Genomic DNA, 17,939 nt, shown 5'->3' with positions numbered 1-17,939 from the left:
CCCCAGCTCTACCGCTGGGGTACGACACTTCTCCTCCGACCAGGCCGGTCGATCGGGGGCCATCGCCGGCGGTCGAGGGCCAACCATACGGACCCCGAGGTCAGAGACTCAACAACGCCGGTGGACGAGCCTCGGGACAACCTGTGGATGCCGGTGGACAGCATGTGCGCAGCGTGTGCACAGCCTGTGGATAACCATTGGGGAATTCTCGGCCATATGCCGCTGACCTGCGAAGACATACTCCCCAGCCTGTGGAGGAGAATATTTCGGTCGGGCCTGTGACACGATCGTCCCGTACTATCTCCAGCGAACGGCTACACCTGGACAGCGGATTCCGCTTTCGGTTCAGAAGGGTCACACTCCGGCCGTGAATTACCGGGACTGGGGACGCGGCGATGGCAGCCCGCGCGAGCGCCAGCCAACCGCCTCGTGGGGTGAGCGCGCGGCGTCCGTTCCGGTTGATCCGTACGACGAGGACGGGCGCTACCGCACCTCCAGCCGTCGGCGTGCGTTGGACCGCGGCCAGGATGAGCCTGTCGACGCCTACCTGCCCCGGTGGGCGCTGGAGTCAGGGGTCCGGCACGCGGACGGCGGTGGTCGCCACGCGGCGCCGGACGACGACGAGGCCGAGGCCGAGCGGCCAACCTCCGGTGCAGGCCGCCGGTCCGCCGAGTCGTCGGGTGGTCGGCGGCGGGGCGGCGAGGCTCGTCGGCGAGAGCAGGCAGCGATCGGCCCGGCGCCAGAATCGGACCACACCCGAGAGTGGACGCTCGACCGGCCGCAGGAGCAGGGGTACGCCGGCCGCCGACGGGCTGCGGCCGGGGAGGACGAGCCGGTCTCTGGCGCTGTCTCGGACCGGCGTCCCCGCCGCGCGCCCGTTGGCCGTCCCCAGGTGATCTGGTCGGGCGGGGAGCCGGAGTCCGCCCCGAGCGAGCAGGTGCCGGACGAGGAGCCGAGCCGTCCCAGCCGGCGTAGCCGACGTGCGGCGGAGGATTCCTGGTCCCGTCCGGCGGCCGACCCGTGGGCCCGCGGACCGAACCGGGCGGCGGAGCCCGAACCGTCCTACCCGCCTGCTGTGGACCCGTGGGACGCCTCGGGCGTGCACGCGTGGCCGCCGGCTGCCGGCGCGGACGGCGGGGACCTGAGCGGGCAGTGGTCGGCGGCGGAGAGCGTCGGTGGCTGGGAGCGGTCGGACCGCACCGGTCAGTGGGAGCGGTCCGCGATCGAGGACGACGAGTGGGACCGTACGCTGGCGCCGCGCTCCGATCGCTCGGTGGCGGCCGAGGGGTGGCCGGGCCGGGAAGACGGGTTCTGGTCCGGCACTCGGTTGGCCGATGACGACCCGCGGTGGATGGATCCGACGACGTCGGCGCCCCGGTCTCCGGTGGTGGGATACACGGCTCCACGGCCGCGCAGCGCGCCTGCGCCGCGCGCTGGTGCGCCTCGTGCGGGTACGCCCACGCGTCGGGCAGATCGGCCGGCGGTGGGAACGGCGTCGGTACGTCGGCGGGTCGAGTCGGCGGCCACGGGTGCCTGGGCACGGCGTCTGGAGGACGACCTGCTGGACCCGGATCCGGGTGGGTCCGTCCGGCCTCTGCTGTACACGGCGGCCTGTTACCTGGTGCCGGCGATGCTGATCTTCGTTTGGCTGTTGACGTTGGACAGCCAGGCGCCGGCTGGTTGTGTGACCGACATCAGCGGGGGCGGGTGTGAGTCCGCCCGGTCCCGTGCACTGGAGTCACTGCTGGCCGGTTCGCCGCGCTTCGGTCTGGCGCTGGTGAGCAGTCTGGTGGTGGCGGCGCTGCTGCGCCGGGTGGGTACGACATGGCGCTCGGCGACCATCGCGGTTGCCGCCGCGGTGGTGGGTGGCGGTCTCTCCACGGTGCTGATCAGCGCGGTGACGGGCCAGCCCATCGGCTGACCCGTCGGCGGGTCGGGGCCAGAGCGGGCGAGCCCTTGCCTGGCCCGGGCAGTGCCGGATCAGACGACGTACGCACGAGGGCCCGCACCGATCGCTCGGTGCGGGCCCTCGTGGTGGTGTTGCGGACGTCAGCCCTGAACGACGTTCAGGTTGAACGACGCGGTCACCTCAGGGTGCAGCTTGATCTTCACCGGGTAGGCGCCGATCGACTTGATGTGACCGGGCACCTCCAGCCGGCGACGATCGAGGACCGGGCCGCTGGCGGCCTTGACGGCGTCGACGATCTCGGCCGGAGTGACCGAGCCGAAGAGCCGTCCACCGTCGCCGGCGCGGACCTTCAGGTTGACCTTGAGACCCTCGAGCTGAGCCTTGACCTCGTTGGCGTGGTCGAGGTCGCGGATCTCGCGGGCCCCCCGGGCCCGCTTGATGACCGTGACCTGCTTTTCCGCGCCCTTGGTCCAGACGATCGCGAAGCCCTGCGGCAGCAGGTAGTTACGGCCGTAGCCGTTCTTGACCTCGACGATGTCGCCCGGGGCACCGAGGCCGGACACTTCCTGAGTCAGGATGATCTTCATATCGGTGCCTCCTCTCAGCGGGTGGTGGCCGTGTACGGCAGGAGTGCCATCTCACGGGCGTTCTTGACCGCACGAGCGATCTGCCGCTGCTGCTGCGAGGTAACGCCGGTCACCCGCCGAGCGCGGATCTTGCCGCGGTCGGAGATGAACTTGCGCAGCAGCGCGGTGTCCTTGTAATCGATGTAGGCGATCCCGTCCTTGTCGAGCGGGTTCACCTTCTTCTTCGGCTTGCGCAGTGCCGCAGCCTTGGCCGTTGCACGTGCTCCTGGTTTGCGATCGCGAGCGCTAGGCGCCATTAGAACGGTGGCTCCTCGTCAAAATTGGCGCCCGAACCGGCACGCGCGGGAGAAGGAGCAGCCGAAGCCCAGGGGTCGTCGAAGTTGCCTCCGCCGCCGCCCTGGTTGCCACCGCCACCGCCGCCACCGAAGCCGCCGCCGCCACCGCCGGAGCGGGACATCTTCTGCACCTTCGCCGTGGCGTAGCGCAGCGACGGGCCGATCTCGTCGACCTCAAGCTCGATGACAGTGCGCTTCTCACCCTCGCGGGTCTCGTACGACCGCTGACGCAGCCGGCCCGACACGATCACCCGGGCGCCACGCTGCAGCGACTCGGCGACGTGCTCGGCGGCCTGCCGCCACACGGTGCATGCGAGGAACAGCGGCTCGCCGTCCTTCCATTCGTTCGACGCCTTGTCCATGAAACGGGGCGTCGAAGCGACTCGGAACTTGGCGACCGCAGCCCCGGAGGGGGTGAACCGCAACTCGGGGTCATCGGTCAGATTGCCGATGACCGTGATGGTGGTGTCTCCTGCCATGACCATCTCCTCGCGCACTCAACGTCTCGTCGTACAGGCTCGCAGAGCCGTACGACAGAGTCGCGGAGGCTGATCCGGACGAACCGGGGTTTGGATGCTCTAGCGCATTTCCGGTCGGATGACCTTGGTGCGCAGCACGGACTCGTTAAGCCGGAGCTGACGGTCCAGCTCAGCCACCGCAGCAGGCGTGGCCTGCAGGTCGATGACGGCGTAGATGCCTTCGGCCTTCTTGTTGATCTCGTACGCGAGGCGCCTGCGGCCCCACACGTCGGTCTTCTCAACCGAGCCACCCGCGGTCCGAATCACGTTCAGGTACGTGTCGAGCGACGGTGCGACGGTGCGCTCCTCGAGGCTGGAGTCGAGGATGACCATTAGTTCGTAGTGACGCAAGACGTGCTCACCTCCTGTGGGCTAAGCGGCCACGGTCCTTCCGTGGCAGGAGGTCTTGTGTCGCTGCCCGCACGCGCCGAGGGAACCCGGCCGGACGCGGACAACCTGACCAGGATACCCGGTCCCAACGATCATGCCCGGGGTGGTCGGGCCCGGACCCGGACGTGCCGACGGGGGCCCACCGTCCGACCGTCAATCGGTCGGTGGTGGGCCCCCGTCTACGAGGCCGCGGGGCGTCCGGTCCGCATTCCTTGGGTGGGACCTGGGGAGGAACGACCACACCGATGAGGTTGGACCGAAGACGCCCCGCGGAGCTTTATCGTGTTGTTATCTGACGATACAACAGCACTCGTACCTTGTCGGGGGGAAAAGCACAATTTTCCGAGATTCGTCGTTGCTCGGTAGCAGGTGTGCGAGGGGGTCGCCCCCGCTGCGCCGGGCCGCGCTGCGGGGGTGACCTCGCTGTCAGCCGTCGACCGCCGGTCGCCGTGTGCGACGCTCGCGCCGCTGGGGCACCGGGAAGCTGGTCTCCGGTTCAAACCCATCAACGATCGTCGGTCCCTCCGGTGACGCGACACCGCCCCGGCCGTCGCCCCGCCGGTCGGGGGCGCGACGTAGGCTCGCTCGCATGCGTATCGGAGCCCACGTCGACTCGACCGACCCGCTGGCGGAGGCGGCCGCCCGGTCCGCCGACACCGTGCAGTTCTTCCTCGCCGACCCACAGGGTTGGAAGGCACCCAAGCCTCGCGAAGATGCCGAGCGGCTGCGCGCTGCCGAGGTCGACCTCTACGTGCACGCGCCGTACGTCATCAACGTGGCCACGCTCAACAACCGCATCCGAATCCCCAGCCGCAAGCTGCTGCTCGGGCACGCCAGCGCGGCCACCGCCATCGGTGCCAAGGGCCTGATCGTCCACGGTGGGCACGTCAACGCCGGCGACGACCTGGCCGTCGGCTTCGACAACTGGCGCAAGACCTTCGCGTACGCGGCGGACTCCGGCGGCTTCGGCGTACCGGTCCTGATCGAGAACACCGCCGGCGGCGACAACGCCTGTGCCCGACGGCTGGACGCGCTCGCCCGACTCTGGGACGCGATCGGTGACTACGAGGTCGGCTTCTGCCTGGACACCTGCCACGCGTACGCGGGTGGCGAGGAGCTGCTCGGCCTGGTCGACCGGGTCAAGGCGATCACCGGGCGGATCGACCTGGTGCACGCCAACAACTCCAAGGGCGCGTTCAACTCCGGCCAGGACCGACACGACAACCTGGGCGGCGGGACGATCGACCCGGAGTTGGTGGTGGCGGTGATCCGGGCGGCCGGCGCGCCGGTGGTCGTCGAGACACCGGGCGGTGTGACCGGCCAGGCCGCCGACATCGACTTTCTGCGTGAGCAGCTCGGAGCGGAGAGCCCGGCGGCATGACGAGCGGACAGCCCGGGACCGGCAACGCTCGGCCCACCTCCACCGGCGCGGACGCCGAGAGTCAACCCGCCACCACGGCCGCGGCCGGTGCCCCCACCCAGCCGGCTCGCACGCCCGACAAGCCCGCCGCCGAGACCACTGCGGCAGAGCCGCCAGTTGGCGACGGCGGAGCGACCGGAACCGACAGCACCGCCAAGGGCACCGACGCACCCAAGGACAGCGACCCGGCCAAGGACAGCGGCACGGTAGATGGCGCGGTCAAGGACGGCGACCCGACCAAGGACGGCGAACCGGCCAAGGGCGCGAAGGCGGACGGCGCCGACGGTACGGACAAGGCCGACAGCGAGGTGAAGCCGGTCGGCCCGGAGCGTTGGGAGGCGTTCGCCTCTGCACCGGAGCCACGGCCCTCCATCTTCAGTCGGGCTGGCCGGCCGGTCGGTCGGTTCCTGATCCACGAGTGGACCCTGGCCGCCCTCGGCGCGTTGGCGCTGGCCGTGTTGATGACCTGGCCGACGCTGCGCTACCCGCGCTACACCCTCCCGCAGGACTACTGGGACCCGAGCCTGCAGGCCTGGCAGATGGCCTGGTCGGGGCACATCCTGCTGGCCGACCCGGCGCGGCTGTGGCAGTCCAACACGTTCTTCCCCGAGCTGTGGAGCTTCGCGTTCTCCGACACGCTGCTCGGGTACGCCCCGGCCGGGATGCTCGGCAGCGGTCCCGAGGACGCCGTGCTGCGCTACAACATCATGTTCGTGCTGGCGCACGCGCTCGCCACGTTCGGGGCGTACGCGCTGGCCCGACAGCTCGGGGCCGGTCGGATCGGTGCGGCAGTCGCGGGGGTGAGCTACACCTACGCGCCGTGGCTGCTGGCCCAGGCCGGGCACCTGCACGTGCTCTCCAACGGGGGCATTCCGCTGGCGCTGGCGATGTTGGCGCGGGGGCACGGGTGGTCCCTCCGACACGGCTACCGGCCGGAGCGCCGGCATGACGGTTGGGTCTACGCCGGGTGGCTGGTGGCGGCCTGGCAACTCAGCCTCGGCTTCGGCATCGGTCTGCCATTCGCGTACTTCCTCGCCGGCGTGGTGCTGGTCGCTGCCGTCCTGTTCCTCGCGCGGCGGCTACGCACCGGGCAGGCCGTTCCGTTCGGTCGCCGGTTGTTCGCCGCCGACGTGCTCGGCGGGGTGTTGTTCGCCGGTGTCGGTCTGCTGATGGCGTTCCCGTTCTTCAAGGTGACCGAGCTGCACCCGTACGCCGAGCGCACCATCGGCGACATCAGCCTCTTCTCGCCGCCGGCGTCGGGCTTCGTGACGGCCCCCGGGGAGTCGCGGATCTGGGGTGGCCTGCACGAAGGTGCCCGGGAAGCACTGCCGTGGCACCCGGAGATGACCCTGCTGCCGGGCTTCGTGCTCTACGCGCTCGCCGCGGGCGGGTTGTTCTTCTCAGTCTGGCGGCTGCGGCACCGACTGCTGCTGCTCGCCGGGGTGCTGCTGACGATGGCCTTCGCGATGGGCACCCGTTTCTTCGACGGCACCTTCACCTACGTGCCGCTCTTCGAGCACCTGCCGGGCTGGAGTGGGCTTCGTACCCCCGGGCGGTTGATGCTCTGGACCACGTTGTTGCTCGGCCTGCTCGCGGCGGGCGCGGTCACCGCGCTCACCGACCGGGTCCGCGAGTTGACCGCGCAACGGATTCCGTCGTGGCCGGGGCCGTGGCTGCGGATGGCTACTCTGCTGCCGTTGCTGTTGGTCACCGTCGAGGGCCTGAACACCACCCCGCACCCCGTGGTGCCGACCCAACCGGCGGCGATGCGTTCGGCGGAGGGTCCGCTGTTGGTGCTGCCCAGCAATCAGAGCCTGGACCAGCACGTCATGCTCTGGTCGACCAGCGGGTTCCCCGACGTGGTCAACGGCGGTAGCGGCTTCACTCCGCGGCAGCTCGACGACGTCCGTCGGGTGAGCCAGTCGTTCCCGGACCAGACGAGCGTCGACTACCTGCGCACGCTCGGCGTCCGCACTGTGGTGCTGCTGCGCGGTCAGGTGGCCGGCACACCATGGGAGATCAACATCGACGCCCCGGTCGAGTCGCTCGGCATCAGCCGGCAGGAGGTCGGCGAGGCCGTCGTTTACCGCCTCTAAGGGCGGGTTTTCGGGGAGCCCGCCCGGCTCCGGGCGGTCAGGCTTGATCCCTGCGCCGGGCGTGCTCCCCCGAAAACCCTGACCTGGGTCAGGTGGCGATGGGTTCCATGGAGGGTTCGCTTCTCGCAGGGCGTCGCCAGCGGTCTATCCAGGGGGCGTCCGGGGCGCCGTCGAGGACGCCACCGTCCGGGTCGTCCGGGTAGGTGGCCCGCACCGCGTCCTGCTCGGGGTGCAGGATCTCCTTGACGACGAAGACACAGAGCACCACCACAGTGGCCAGTCGCAGCGTCGAGGCCAGCACGAACACTCCCTCCGGGAAGACCGGACGGCTGGTTGCCGCGCCGAGCAGCTCCCCGTAGAAGGCGACGAAGTAGCAGACCTCGGCGATCTGCCAGGCCAGGAACGCGCCCCACTTCGGGCGGGCCAGCACCACCAGCGGGAGCAGCCAGAGGACGAACTGCTGCGACCAGACCTTGCTGAAGATGAGGAACGCGGCGACCACCAGGAAGGCGAGCTGACCCAGCCGCGGTCGGCGCGGCGCCCGCAGCGCCAGCACGGCGATGCCGAGGCAGGCCAGCCCGAACAGCGCGTACGAGAGGGTGTTGAGGGTCGGGATGTTGGCGTTGAGCCACTCGAACGGGCCGAGGTTGGCGGGGTCGTTGCCGACCTTGCCGTCCAGGTAGCGCCCGATGTACCAGAGCGTGCCCCAGTCGATCGGCCGGGTGGTGTTCAGCTCGAAGAACCGGTCCCAGTTCTCCGGGTACGCGCGGGCGGCCGGCAGGTTCACCAGCACCACCGCCGCGATCGCCGTCCCGATGGCGACGAGCGCGGCACGTACCCGGTCGGCCCGTAGCGCCAGGATGAGGATCGGCCCGAGCAGGAAGAGTGGCCAGAGCTTCGCCGCGCCGGCCAACCCGAGCAGCACGCCGGCCACCGCCGGTCGTTTTCGGGCCCAGGCCAGCAGGCCGAAGGCGGCCAGCCCGATGGCGAGCAGGTCCCAGTTGACGGTGGCGGTGAGCACCAACGCCGGGGCGAGTGCGAACATCGCCGCGTCCCAGGGTCGTCGGCGGCGCAACGCCAGGATCACCGCCACAGTGGCGACCGCGAGCGCCCCCAGCACCAGCGCGTTGAGGTTGTAGAACCACTGGCCCTGGTTGATGCTCGGGTCGCCGTCACCGATGGCGTGCACCGGCAGGCCCAGCGCCCCCATGAAGTAGCCGGTCAGGACCGGGTACTCGACCGGGTGGTCGCGGTAGGGCACCTTGCCCTCGTTGAGACCTTCGGCGTAGTAGAGGGCGAGGACGTCGGTGTAGCAGAACCGGGTGTACTGGACGTTGTTCTGCCAGGCGCCGTCCTGGCAGGGTGATTTCTGCACCCAGTGCAGCGCGAGCGTGAGGCACACCATCGCCAGCACGATCCGTACGGCGGTCCAGAAGCGACGCTCCCGACCGGCCGGCCGGTTCAGCGCTGTCGCGTGGTCGCCCAGCGGCCCGCCGATGACGCTGGAGATGCCGCGGACGAACCCGTCGGAGCGGGACGGGTGATCGGTGGTTCCGGCGTCGTCGATGCCGGGCGTCGACTGGGTGCTCATGAAGAGGCATCCTGCCGTACGACAGGGGTGCCCGTCCCGTCCCGGCACTGAGTTCCGGGTACGAAAACGCCGCCGCCGGCCGGGACAGGTCGTCCGGCCGGCGGCGGCGTCGTTCGGTGGTGCGGGTCAGTCCCGGTTGGGTGGCAGGCTGGGCAACTGCCCGCCGCCACCGCCGCCTGTGCCGCCGCCGCCCGGGTTACCGCCGGGGTTACCGCCAGGGTTGCCACCGGGGTTACCGCCGGGATTGCCCCCAGGGTTGCCGCCGGGGTTGTTGCCGCCGGGGTTGCAGAGCAGATCGATCAGCGGGTTACAGAGAGGACCCTGGCCCCCGGGGTTGGTCGGCGGTGGCGGCGGTGGCTCCTTGCCGTTGCCCTTCGTGACGTCACCCTCGCCGGTGACGCTGGGCAGGGGGATCTCCTCCTGGCCCTTGAGGGCGGTGTTCATGTACTTCTCCCAGATCGGGCCGGGGAGCGTCGAACCGCCGATGTCCTTACCGCCGGTGAGCCGGATCTCCGGCTTCTTCGGGTCCCTACTGCCCACCCACACCGCTGTGGCGATCTGCGGGGTGTAGCCGACCGTCCAGGCGTGCGAGTTGTCGTCCTTGTCGTACTCCCAGGTGCCGGTCTTGGCGGCGGCCTGGCGGCCGTCCTCCAGGGAGATGTTATTCGGCTTGGGAATCTGCTTCAGGACGCCGGTGACCTCGTCAGTGACCTTCTTGGGGATCCGCTGCTCCGGCTTGATGCGCTCGCTGCCGACCACCTTCCACTTGCCGGTGTCCTTGTCCTGCTGCTCGATCTTGACGACGAAGTGGGCCTTGATGTACTTGCCGTCGTTCGCGAAGGTTGCCAGGGCATTGGCGTGGTCGAACACGGTGATCGGGTACTTGCCGAAACCGGTGTAGTTGTCGAACGGTTTCGCGCCCTTCTTCGACAGGTCGAAGGCCTGCGGCGGGTCGACGCCCCACATGGTGGTCACGCCGGCCTTCCGGGCCATGTCGACGACCTTGTCGGCGCCGATCGTGTCGGCGACCCAGTAGAAGGGAACGTTGTACGACTGGACCGTCGACTCCTCGAGGGTGCAGTACTTGCCGCACTTGAGGTTGGTGCGGTTGGCGTTACCGATCGTGTCCCTGGAGCCCTCGGGCTTGTACGGCGTGGGGTCCCAGTGCGACTTGACCGAGATGCCGGCCTCGATCGCGGCGGCCAGGGTGTACACCTTCATCGACGAGCCCGGCTGGTGCCCACCGGTCAGGTCGCCGTTCTTGTCGATGTTCTTGCCGGCGTAGTCGAAGTCGGCGCCGCTGTCACCGCCGTAGTAGGCGAGCACACGACCCTTCTTCGGGTCGATCGACACCACCGCCGCCATCAGGTTCTTCGGCTGGTCGTTGAGCTCGGAGCCCTTCTTCGACTGCATCGCGGTGTTCTCCGCGGCGGCCTGGAGCTTCGGGTCGATGGTGGTGGTGATCCGGTAGCCGCCATCGCGCAGCGCGTCGACGCAGCTCGTCTTGCCCTCCGCACCGCTGTCGGAGCAGAGCTTCATCTCGTCCATCTCTTGACGGACGTAGTTGATGACGTTGCCGCGCGGACTGTCGACACCGAAGCCGACGCCGTCCTTCTTGAGCGGCAGCACCTTGGGGTACTCGGTGGGCGCCGCGGGGTGGTTGGGAGAGTCCAACCAACCCTCCTTCTTCATGCCGCCGATCACGTAGTCCCACCGCGACCTGGCATCGGTCGGGTTGACCCCCGGGTCGAACCCCCTGTGCGTTTCGCTCGGCTGCGGCTGCTTGATCACTGCGGCCAGCACCGCGCCCTCGGCGGGGGTGAGCTTGATTGCCGGCTTGCCGAAGTAGGTCTGCGCCGCCGCCTCGATGCCGTACGCGCCACGACCGAAGTAGATGACGTTCAGGTAGTGCTGCATGATCGTCGGCTTGTCGTACTTGTCGTTCAGCTTGGAGGCGAGGATCGCCTCCTTCACCTTCCGGCCGTACGTGTCGTCCTTGAGGTTCTCGAACGCGTTGCGGGCGTACTGCTGGGTGATGGTCGAGGCGCCCTGCTTGTCGCCGTTGGAGACGTTGTTCCACGCGGCCCGGACGATGCCCTTGTAGTCGACGCCGGAGTGCCGGTAGAAGTTCCGGTCCTCCGCGGCGGCGACCGCGTCCTGCACGTGCTGCGGAATCTGCTGGATGGTCACGAAGCTGCGGTTCTCGCTGCCCAGCTTGGCGAGCTGCGTCTTGCCGTCCTTGGCGTACACGGTGGTGGACAGCGGCAGCGGCATCTCGTTCGGCATGACCACGTTTGTCGAGTAGTACGTGAACCCGACCACGCCGATGCCGGCGAGCATGATGAAGACGGCGAACCCGGCGATCAGCAGGTTCATCCGCTTGCGCTTCTTGGCCCGCGCCGCGCCCGAGTCACCCGCTCCACGGCCGCCCCGACCGGGACCGCCCGGACCGCCCGGCCCACCGGGACCTCCAGGGCCGCCCGGCCCACCGGAGACCGGTGAGACGCTCGCCCGGGCAACCGCCGCACGACCACCGACCGATGCGGAGCCGACGCTGGCCCGGCCCGCCGAGGCGGTGCCGACCGAGGCCGCACCGACGGCGGCGGCACCGACAGTGGCCCGCCCCGCCGGTGCCGGGGAGACGGGCACCGAGGCCCGGCCGGCGCCAGCGCGGCCAGCGGCCACACCAGGTGCCGGTGACACCGGCACGGAGGCTCGACCGGGTCGGCCGGTAGCTGCCGAACCCACCGAGGCGGACCCGGCGGCCGCGCCGCCGGGCGGCGGCACCGAGGCGGACCCGCCGACAGTGGCGCGACCACCGGCGGCCCTCGGCGTCACCGAGGCCCGCCCTGGGGTTGCCGCGCTGGCCTCCGAGGCCGACCAGCCGCCTCCGCCGGAGTCACCGCCGGGTCGGCGGTACGCGTCGTCCGCGCCCGGTCCGGGGTCACCGTCCGGACCCGAGTACTGGGTCCGTCCGCGCGCAGAACTGGGATCGCCGTACGAGTTCATTCCTCACACCCTGCCGGTCGCGGTGGGGCGCGACTGCGCCGCCACCGGGTTGCCGTGAGTTGCTTCACCCGGGGCGCCGGCATGGGGGTGCCGGCCGACCGGGGTCATTGCCGTATCAATCGGGCCAATCGGGCCAACAACCGGTCGGCCGTCCCGGGTTTCGTCTGCGGCCCCGGGGCCCGTCCAACCAGCTGAGATCACCGTTGCGCCTCTCGCCTCCGCCGACCGGCGCCTCCGGCGCCCGCCGCGTCCTGCTCAGTGATGCCGTCGCTGTCGCCGGTCAGACCGTCCCGGCCGAGCAGGTACTGCTCGACGAGATGGTTCCAGTCACAACCGAGGCACACCTCCACGACGAAGACCTGGAACTCACGCAGCGTCATCGCCAGTACCGGTAACTCGGTCAGTGTCCGAGCCTGGCCGGCGGACTGCTTGAGTTCGTCACCGTAAATGTAGTGGACCAGGGTCAGGTTTTCGCTCCGGCAGATCGGGCAGCGCCGGTCGGTCGGCTCACCGTGGAACCGAGCGGCGTTCTTCAGGTACGGCGACGCGTCGCAGACGTCGTACGTGCCGACCCGGCCGGCCAGGAGTTCACGCAGCACTGCTCGCTTCTGAAGCGAGTAGTCCACGACCTGGCGCTGCGTACGCATGCGGAGAAGGGTACGCGGTCCGACCCGACCAGGCGACCACGCTCACAATCCGTGACGACAGCATCTCGGAACGGGGGTTTGCCCTGGCCCGCGCGACCCGCTAACGTGCGATGTATCGGTCCGATACATCGCGGCGGTTACCACTCCACGCCGGAGGGTAAAGAGAGGGTGGCCAGTGCTTGAGTTCGCCATCCTCGGCCTCCTGCAGGAGTCTCCGATGCACGGCTATGAGCTGCGCAAGGAGCTGACCGCCAAACTCGGCGCGATCCGGGCGGCGATCAGCTACGGCTCGCTCTATCCCACGCTACGCAGGCTCCAGGCGGCGGGATGGATCACCGAAGCTGCTGAGACACCCGCCACTGCCGAGGAGGTTCCCGCGCTGACCAGCCGACGAGGTCGGGTGGTCTACAAAATCACCGCGGAAGGCAAGGAACGCTTCGCCCAGCTGATCGCACAGGCCGGGCCCGAGACGTATGACGACACGGGCTTCGGGGTGCACTTCGCGTTCTTCGCCCGGACCGACCAGGCGACCCGACTGCGCATTCTGGAGGGTCGCCGCCGCAAGATCGAGGAACGTCGCGAAGGGCTTCGTGACGTGCTGGGCCGGGCGGCCGAGCGCCTCGACGCTTACACGCTGGAACTGCAGCGCCACGGCCTTGATGCCTGTGAGCGCGAGGTCCGCTGGCTGGAGGAGCTCATCGCCAACGAGCGCTCCGGCCGAGCCCCGACGGTCCCGAACATCGGGACAGCCGGCGGCCGACGAGAAGACAACAGCCCGCCTCCGCCTGGAGAGACCAGGAATGAGCGGCCGTGACAGAAAAGAAGGAGGCAGACGCTATGGGCTCCGTCCGCGTCGCCATCGTCGGTGTGGGTAACTGCGCCTCGTCCCTGGTTCAGGGCGTCGAGTACTACCGGAACGCCAACCCGAACGACCGCGTCCCGGGTCTCATGCACGTCGCCTTCGGCGACTACCACGTCAACGCCGTGGAGTTCGTCGCGGCATTCGACGTGGACGCCAAGAAGGTGGGCATGGACCTCGCGGAGGCGATCGTCGCCAGCGAGAACAACACCATCAAGCTCTGCGACGTGCCGCCGACCGGCGTCAGCGTGCAGCGCGGTCCGACCTTCGACGGTCTGGGCCAGTACTACCGCGAGATCGTCGAAGAGTCGGACGCCACCCCGGTCGACGTGACGCAGGCGCTGCGCGACGCGCAGGTCGACGTCGTCGTCTGCTACCTGCCGGTCGGCTCCGAGCAGGCCGCCAAGTTCTACGCCCAGGCCGCGATCGACGCCGGCTGCGCGTTCGTCAACGCCCTGCCGGTCTTCATCGCCTCCGACCCCGAGTGGGCCAAGAAGTTCGAGGACGCGGGCCTGCCGATCGTCGGTGACGACATCAAGAGCCAGGTCGGCGCCACCATCGTGCACCGTGCCCTCGCGAAGCTCTTCGAGGACCGCGGCGTCGAGCTGCTGCGCACGTACCAGCTCAACTTCGGCGGCAACATGGACTTCATGAACATGCTGGAGCGCAAGCGGCTGGTCTCGAAGAAGATCTCGAAGACCCAGTCGGTCACCTCGCAGATCCCGCACGAGATGAGCAAGAGCGACGTGCACATCGGCCCGTCGGACCACGTGCCGTGGCTGGACGACCGCAAGTGGGCGTACATCCGCCTGGAGGGCCGCTCGTTCGGTGACACCCCCCTCAACGCCGAGCTCAAGCTCGAGGTGTGGGACTCTCCGAACTCGGCCGGCGTCATCATCGACGCGGTCCGGGCCGCGAAGATCGCCCTGGACCGGAAGATCGGCGGCCCGATCCTGTCGGCCTCGTCGTACTTCATGAAGTCCCCGCCGGTGCAGTACGCCGACCACGACGCCCACCAGGCCGTCGAGGAGTTCATCGCCGGTGAGGTCACGCGCTGACGCGCCGAATCACCAAGCTTGTCGAAGGGCCGGGTCCGTGCGGACCCGGCCCTTCCACGTGGGTCGGTTCCCCAGGGGTACGAGAGCCGCCCCGTGATCACCGCCACCGTTTCCGGGGCCACGGACGGCAGGAGGGCTATCGATAATCGAGACATGGCCTCGCGCACCGGCACCGCAGCGACAGTCCCGCACCTGGTCCGACCTCCTCGGCCGCGCGTCGTCGCGCTGGCCTGCCTGCTGCTGGCCCTGGCCGCCGTCGCGCAACTGGCCGCACTGCCACTCCGCTACTGGCACCAGGACTTCTTCCACACGGCCGCCAGGTCCTTCGAGCCGATGGGCGGGGTCGCCTTCGCCGCTTTCGGCACCACCGCCGATCTGGCGGCTGACCTGTTGACCGCTGTGCTGGCGGTCGGACTCCTCACGCTGGCCGCCGTCAACGTCGTGGGCGTGAACGGCTCGCGGATCGCCTCCTGGGCCTCGGGGCCCATCCTCGCCTGCTGCGGCACCGTCGGGGCGGCCCGGTCGCCGCGGCCGCTCTACACCATCTACTCCGACGAGAATCTGGACCGGATCACCGCAATGGCGCGGGACGCCATGCCGAACTGGCTGGAGCCTCTGCTGCTCACCCTGGGTCTGGGCGTGCCGATGGCGATACTCGTCGCGCTGGTCCTGCTGGCCCTGCCATCGGCCAACGCCTTCTTCCAGCCGCGGACCCTGATCGACCCGCCGTGGCCCGTCCGGACCTCACCCGCCGCCGAACCGGAAGGGCCGCCCAGGGCCGGGTAACGCCCCCATCGGGAGCGGACGGCCGCCGACGCGGGATGGCTCAGGACCAGGCGTGTCGCAGCGCGACCCCGGCCTCCAACTCCAACAGCTTGACCTTGCGGGGCAGGCCCCCGCCGAAGCCGACCAGCTTGCCGCCCGCGCCGACGATCCGGTGACAGGGCACGATCACCGGGACCGGGTTGCGGTTGCAGGCCACTCCCACCGCCCGTGCCGCTCCGGGATCGCCGACCAGCCGCGCCACCTCGCCGTACGTCAGCGTCTCCCCGTACGGGATCCGTGTCATCTCCCGCCACACGGCCCGCTCGAAGTCGGAGCCGCGCGGCACCGACACCGGGACGGTGAACGCTGTCAGCTCACCGGCGAAGTACGCCCTCAGCTCGTCGACGGCCTGCCGGGACAACGCGTGGTCGGGCTCCTCGGCGGCTGCCTCGACCCGGCCGAAATGGGTGCCACAGACGCTCGTGTCGTCGGTGGCGACGGAAAACTCACCGATCGGCGAGTCGAGCACAGCCCAGTGCATCCCCCCATTCTCCCCGATGCGAACTTCTTCGCCGGCCCGGCCACCAGCGTCCGGCCGAGCGCCACTCCCGGCCCGCATCGGTTGATCATTTTCGCGTGCCGCCGGGCCGTTCGGCGTTGCGCGACGTCGATACCGTCAAGGTCGTGGCAACGGGGACGCTCATCTTTTTGATCATCGGTGGGGCGGGCATCGGTGTGCTCGCGCTCGCCCTGCTCGGCACCGAGCTGCTCCAGTTCGGGCACGCCGACGTGGACGGGCCGATCTCGGTCGAGACGGTCGCCGGCTTCGCCGGGGCGTTCGGGTTCGGCGCCGCCATCGTCAACGAACTGCTCGGTGCGCGTACACCTGGCATGGTCGTCGGGGCGGTGGCCGGCGGCGTGCTCGCGGCCGTGCCCACCGGCTGGTTGGCGTCCCGGCTGAGCCGGGCGGCGCGGAACATGCGCACCGACCCCACCCCCACCCGCGACGACCTGGTCGGCGCGCTCGGCCTGGTCGTCACGCCGGTGCCAGCCAACGGGTACGGCGAGGTCCGCATTCGCCTCGCCGGCCAACCGGTCAAGCTCAGCGCCCGCGCGGACCAGCCGATCCCGATCGGCGCCCAGGTCTTCGTCGTGCAGGCGCTCAGCGAGACCAGCGTGCACGTAGAGACCTACTGACCTCCCCCTCACAGACGGGACTCCTCATATGGCCCTACTCATCGCCATCGGCGGCGCGGTCCTCCTCGCGCTCATCCTGGTGCTCTTCGTGCTCTCCCGGATCAAGGTGGCCGGCCCGAACGAGGCGTTCATCGTCACCGGTCGCAAGGGCCGCACCACGCAGACCGCCGACGGAGGGCGGTCCACCGACAACTCCGGGCAGAAGGTCGTGCTGGGCGCCTCGGTGTTCGTCCTGCCGGTGGTGCAGAAGCTCCAGTCGCTCGACCTGTCCAGCCGCCGGATCGACGTCGGCATCCGGGGCGCCGTCAGCAAGCAGGGCATCCGCGCCGACCTGCACGGCGTGGCGATCGTCAAGGTCGGCGGCACCGAGGACGCGATCCGGGCCGCCGCCCAACGGTTCCTGCACCAGCAGGACGAGATCGACAACTTCACCCGGGAGGTGCTGGCGGGCGCGCTGCGCTCGATCGTCGGCCGGCTCACCGTTGAGGAGGTCATCCGGGACCGGGCGGCGTTCGCCAGCGCGGTCGCCGAGGAGGCCGAGCACTCGATGACCAACCAGGGTCTGGTGCTGGACACCTTCCAGCTCCAGGACATCCTCGCCGAAGGCTCCTACCTTCAGGACCTGGGCCGGCCCGAGGCCGCCCGGGTGCTCAAGGACGCGGCGATCGCAGAGGCCCGGGCCCGGCAGCAGGCAGAGCAGGAGCGACTGCTCGCCGAGGAGGCCATCGCCGAGGCGAACCGCAACCTGGCCCTCAAGCAGGCCGGCATCCAGGCCGAGATCGACGCGGCGAAGGCGAAGTCCGCAGCGGCCGGACCACTCGCCCAGGCGGAGCGGGACCAGGCGATCCTCTCCGAACAGCAGAAGGTGGCCGAGCGCAACGCCGAACTCAAGCAGCGCCAACTCGACACCGAGGTTCGCAAGCCGGCCGACGCGGCCCGGTACAAGGTGGAGCAGGAGGCCGAGGCGTCCCGCAACGCCGCGGTGTTCCACGCCGACGCGCAGCGCCAGTCGGTCATCGCCGCCGCGCAGGCCTCCGCCGAGCAGGCCCGCCTCACCGGTGAGGGCGAGCGGGCCCGACGAGCCGCACTCGCCGAGGCGAACGCCATCGAGGGTGCCAAGGAAGGTGAGGCCGAACAGCGGCGGCGCTCCGCCATCGCCGAGGCGGTCGAGCGGGAAGGTCAGGCCGAGGCCGCGGCCATCCTCGCCAAGGGTGAGGCCGAGGCGGACGCGATGGCGCGCAAGGCCGAGGCGTTCGCCGCGTACGGGGAGGCGGCCGTTCTGGACCTGCTGGTCAAGGTGCTGCCGCAGGTCGTCGAGGCGGCCAGTGCGCCGATCGGGGCGATCGACAAGATGACAGTGATCTCCACCGACGGCGCGTCGTCGCTGACGAAGTCGGTGGCCGGCAACGTGGCCCAGGGGCTCCAACTCGGCAGTGACCTCACCGGGATCGACCTGCCCGGCCTGCTGGCGCGGCTCGGCTCGGCCTCCACTCCGGCCGGCAACGGCGCCGCGTCAGTCGACGGGAAGGCCGTCGAGAGCCGCTGACGCCTTCGCGGT

At 69.9% G+C, this 17,939-nt stretch carries 16 protein-coding genes; 8 read left to right on the top strand and 8 right to left on the bottom strand.

All coding sequences use genetic code 11. The features are described 5' to 3' along the window. The first annotated feature begins 367 nt into the window (after window positions 1–367). Window positions 368–1,921: a hypothetical protein gene (locus NIE79_RS28785; protein WP_238681559.1), complete on the top strand. Its 1,554-nt coding sequence runs from the start codon at window positions 368–370 to the stop codon at window positions 1,919–1,921. A 128-nt stretch (window positions 1,922–2,049) separates the two neighbouring features. Here NIE79_RS28785 and rplI read toward each other — a convergent pair whose 3' ends face one another. The 4 genes from rplI to rpsF form a co-directional block, all read right to left on the bottom strand. After that, window positions 2,050–2,496 carry a 50S ribosomal protein L9 gene (gene rplI / locus NIE79_RS28780; RefSeq protein WP_030487689.1) on the bottom strand — a complete coding sequence of 149 codons (447 nt, stop codon included), beginning with the start codon at window positions 2,494–2,496 and terminating at the stop codon, window positions 2,050–2,052. Between the two features lie 14 nt (window positions 2,497–2,510). Then, window positions 2,511–2,792: a 30S ribosomal protein S18 gene (gene rpsR / locus NIE79_RS28775; protein ID WP_051723758.1), complete on the bottom strand. Its 282-nt coding sequence runs from the start codon at window positions 2,790–2,792 to the stop codon at window positions 2,511–2,513. Continuing rightward, complete coding sequence (locus NIE79_RS28770) at window positions 2,792–3,328, bottom strand: single-stranded DNA-binding protein (RefSeq protein WP_181518404.1); 537 nt, start codon at window positions 3,326–3,328, stop codon at window positions 2,792–2,794. The genes rpsR and NIE79_RS28770 overlap by 1 nt, the downstream gene beginning before the upstream one ends. 81 nt (window positions 3,329–3,409) lie before the next feature. Next, complete coding sequence (rpsF, locus tag NIE79_RS28765) at window positions 3,410–3,700, bottom strand: 30S ribosomal protein S6 (RefSeq protein ID WP_036391391.1); 291 nt, start codon at window positions 3,698–3,700, stop codon at window positions 3,410–3,412. 628 nt (window positions 3,701–4,328) lie between these two features. On the opposite strand from rpsF, the gene NIE79_RS28760 reads away from it, so the two are divergent. Next, complete coding sequence (locus NIE79_RS28760) at window positions 4,329–5,120, top strand: deoxyribonuclease IV (RefSeq protein WP_238681558.1); 792 nt, start codon at window positions 4,329–4,331, stop codon at window positions 5,118–5,120. Next, entirely contained in the window at window positions 5,117–7,255 is a 2,139-nt protein-coding gene (locus tag NIE79_RS28755; protein ID WP_238681557.1) for a hypothetical protein, read from the top strand. Before NIE79_RS28760 ends, NIE79_RS28755 begins: the two co-directional genes overlap by 4 nt. A gap of 88 nt (window positions 7,256–7,343) precedes the next feature. Here the strand turns inward: NIE79_RS28755 and NIE79_RS28750 are convergent, their stop codons facing one another. The 3 genes from NIE79_RS28750 to NIE79_RS28735 form a co-directional block, all read right to left on the bottom strand. Further along, on the bottom strand, window positions 7,344–8,846 hold the full coding sequence (locus tag NIE79_RS28750) for a glycosyltransferase family 87 protein (protein ID WP_238681556.1): 1,503 nt from the start codon (window positions 8,844–8,846) through the stop codon (window positions 7,344–7,346). Between the two features lie 126 nt (window positions 8,847–8,972). Then, window positions 8,973–11,855: a transglycosylase domain-containing protein gene (locus tag NIE79_RS28745; RefSeq protein WP_443677170.1), complete on the bottom strand. Its 2,883-nt coding sequence runs from the start codon at window positions 11,853–11,855 to the stop codon at window positions 8,973–8,975. 197 nt (window positions 11,856–12,052) lie between these two features. Continuing rightward, on the bottom strand, window positions 12,053–12,502 hold the full coding sequence (locus NIE79_RS28735) for a DUF5318 domain-containing protein (RefSeq protein WP_238681553.1): 450 nt from the start codon (window positions 12,500–12,502) through the stop codon (window positions 12,053–12,055). A 175-nt stretch (window positions 12,503–12,677) separates the two neighbouring features. On the opposite strand from NIE79_RS28735, the gene NIE79_RS28730 reads away from it, so the two are divergent. From NIE79_RS28730 to NIE79_RS28720, 3 genes are all read left to right on the top strand, one after another. Next, window positions 12,678–13,316 carry a PadR family transcriptional regulator gene (locus NIE79_RS28730; RefSeq protein WP_030331823.1) on the top strand — a complete coding sequence of 213 codons (639 nt, stop codon included), beginning with the start codon at window positions 12,678–12,680 and terminating at the stop codon, window positions 13,314–13,316. 23 nt (window positions 13,317–13,339) lie between these two features. Then, complete coding sequence (locus NIE79_RS28725) at window positions 13,340–14,419, top strand: inositol-3-phosphate synthase (RefSeq protein ID WP_124819940.1); 1,080 nt, start codon at window positions 13,340–13,342, stop codon at window positions 14,417–14,419. 153 nt (window positions 14,420–14,572) lie between these two features. Next, window positions 14,573–15,205 (top strand): hypothetical protein, encoded by a 633-nt coding sequence (locus tag NIE79_RS28720; protein WP_238681552.1) that lies wholly within the window; start codon window positions 14,573–14,575, stop codon window positions 15,203–15,205. Window positions 15,206–15,245: 40 nt separating this feature from the next. Here the strand turns inward: NIE79_RS28720 and NIE79_RS28715 are convergent, their stop codons facing one another. Next, window positions 15,246–15,725, bottom strand: coding sequence for a methylated-DNA--[protein]-cysteine S-methyltransferase (locus NIE79_RS28715; protein ID WP_238681551.1), 480 nt, complete (start codon window positions 15,723–15,725; stop codon window positions 15,246–15,248). Window positions 15,726–15,868: 143 nt separating this feature from the next. On the opposite strand from NIE79_RS28715, the gene NIE79_RS28710 reads away from it, so the two are divergent. Continuing rightward, window positions 15,869–16,381, top strand: a complete 513-nt coding sequence (locus tag NIE79_RS28710; protein WP_372471851.1) for an NfeD C-terminal domain-containing protein — start codon at window positions 15,869–15,871, stop codon at window positions 16,379–16,381. Between the two features lie 28 nt (window positions 16,382–16,409). After that, the gene (locus NIE79_RS28705) at window positions 16,410–17,927 is read left to right on the top strand and encodes a flotillin family protein (protein ID WP_238681550.1); all 1,518 of its coding nucleotides are present in this window, start codon (window positions 16,410–16,412) and stop codon (window positions 17,925–17,927) included. Window positions 17,928–17,939 lie beyond the last annotated feature (12 nt).

Source organism: Micromonospora trifolii (assembly GCF_022229005.1).
GTDB classification, from domain to species: domain Bacteria; phylum Actinomycetota; class Actinomycetes; order Mycobacteriales; family Micromonosporaceae; genus Micromonospora; species Micromonospora trifolii.
This window is presented reverse-complemented; position numbering and strand designations above follow the sequence as displayed.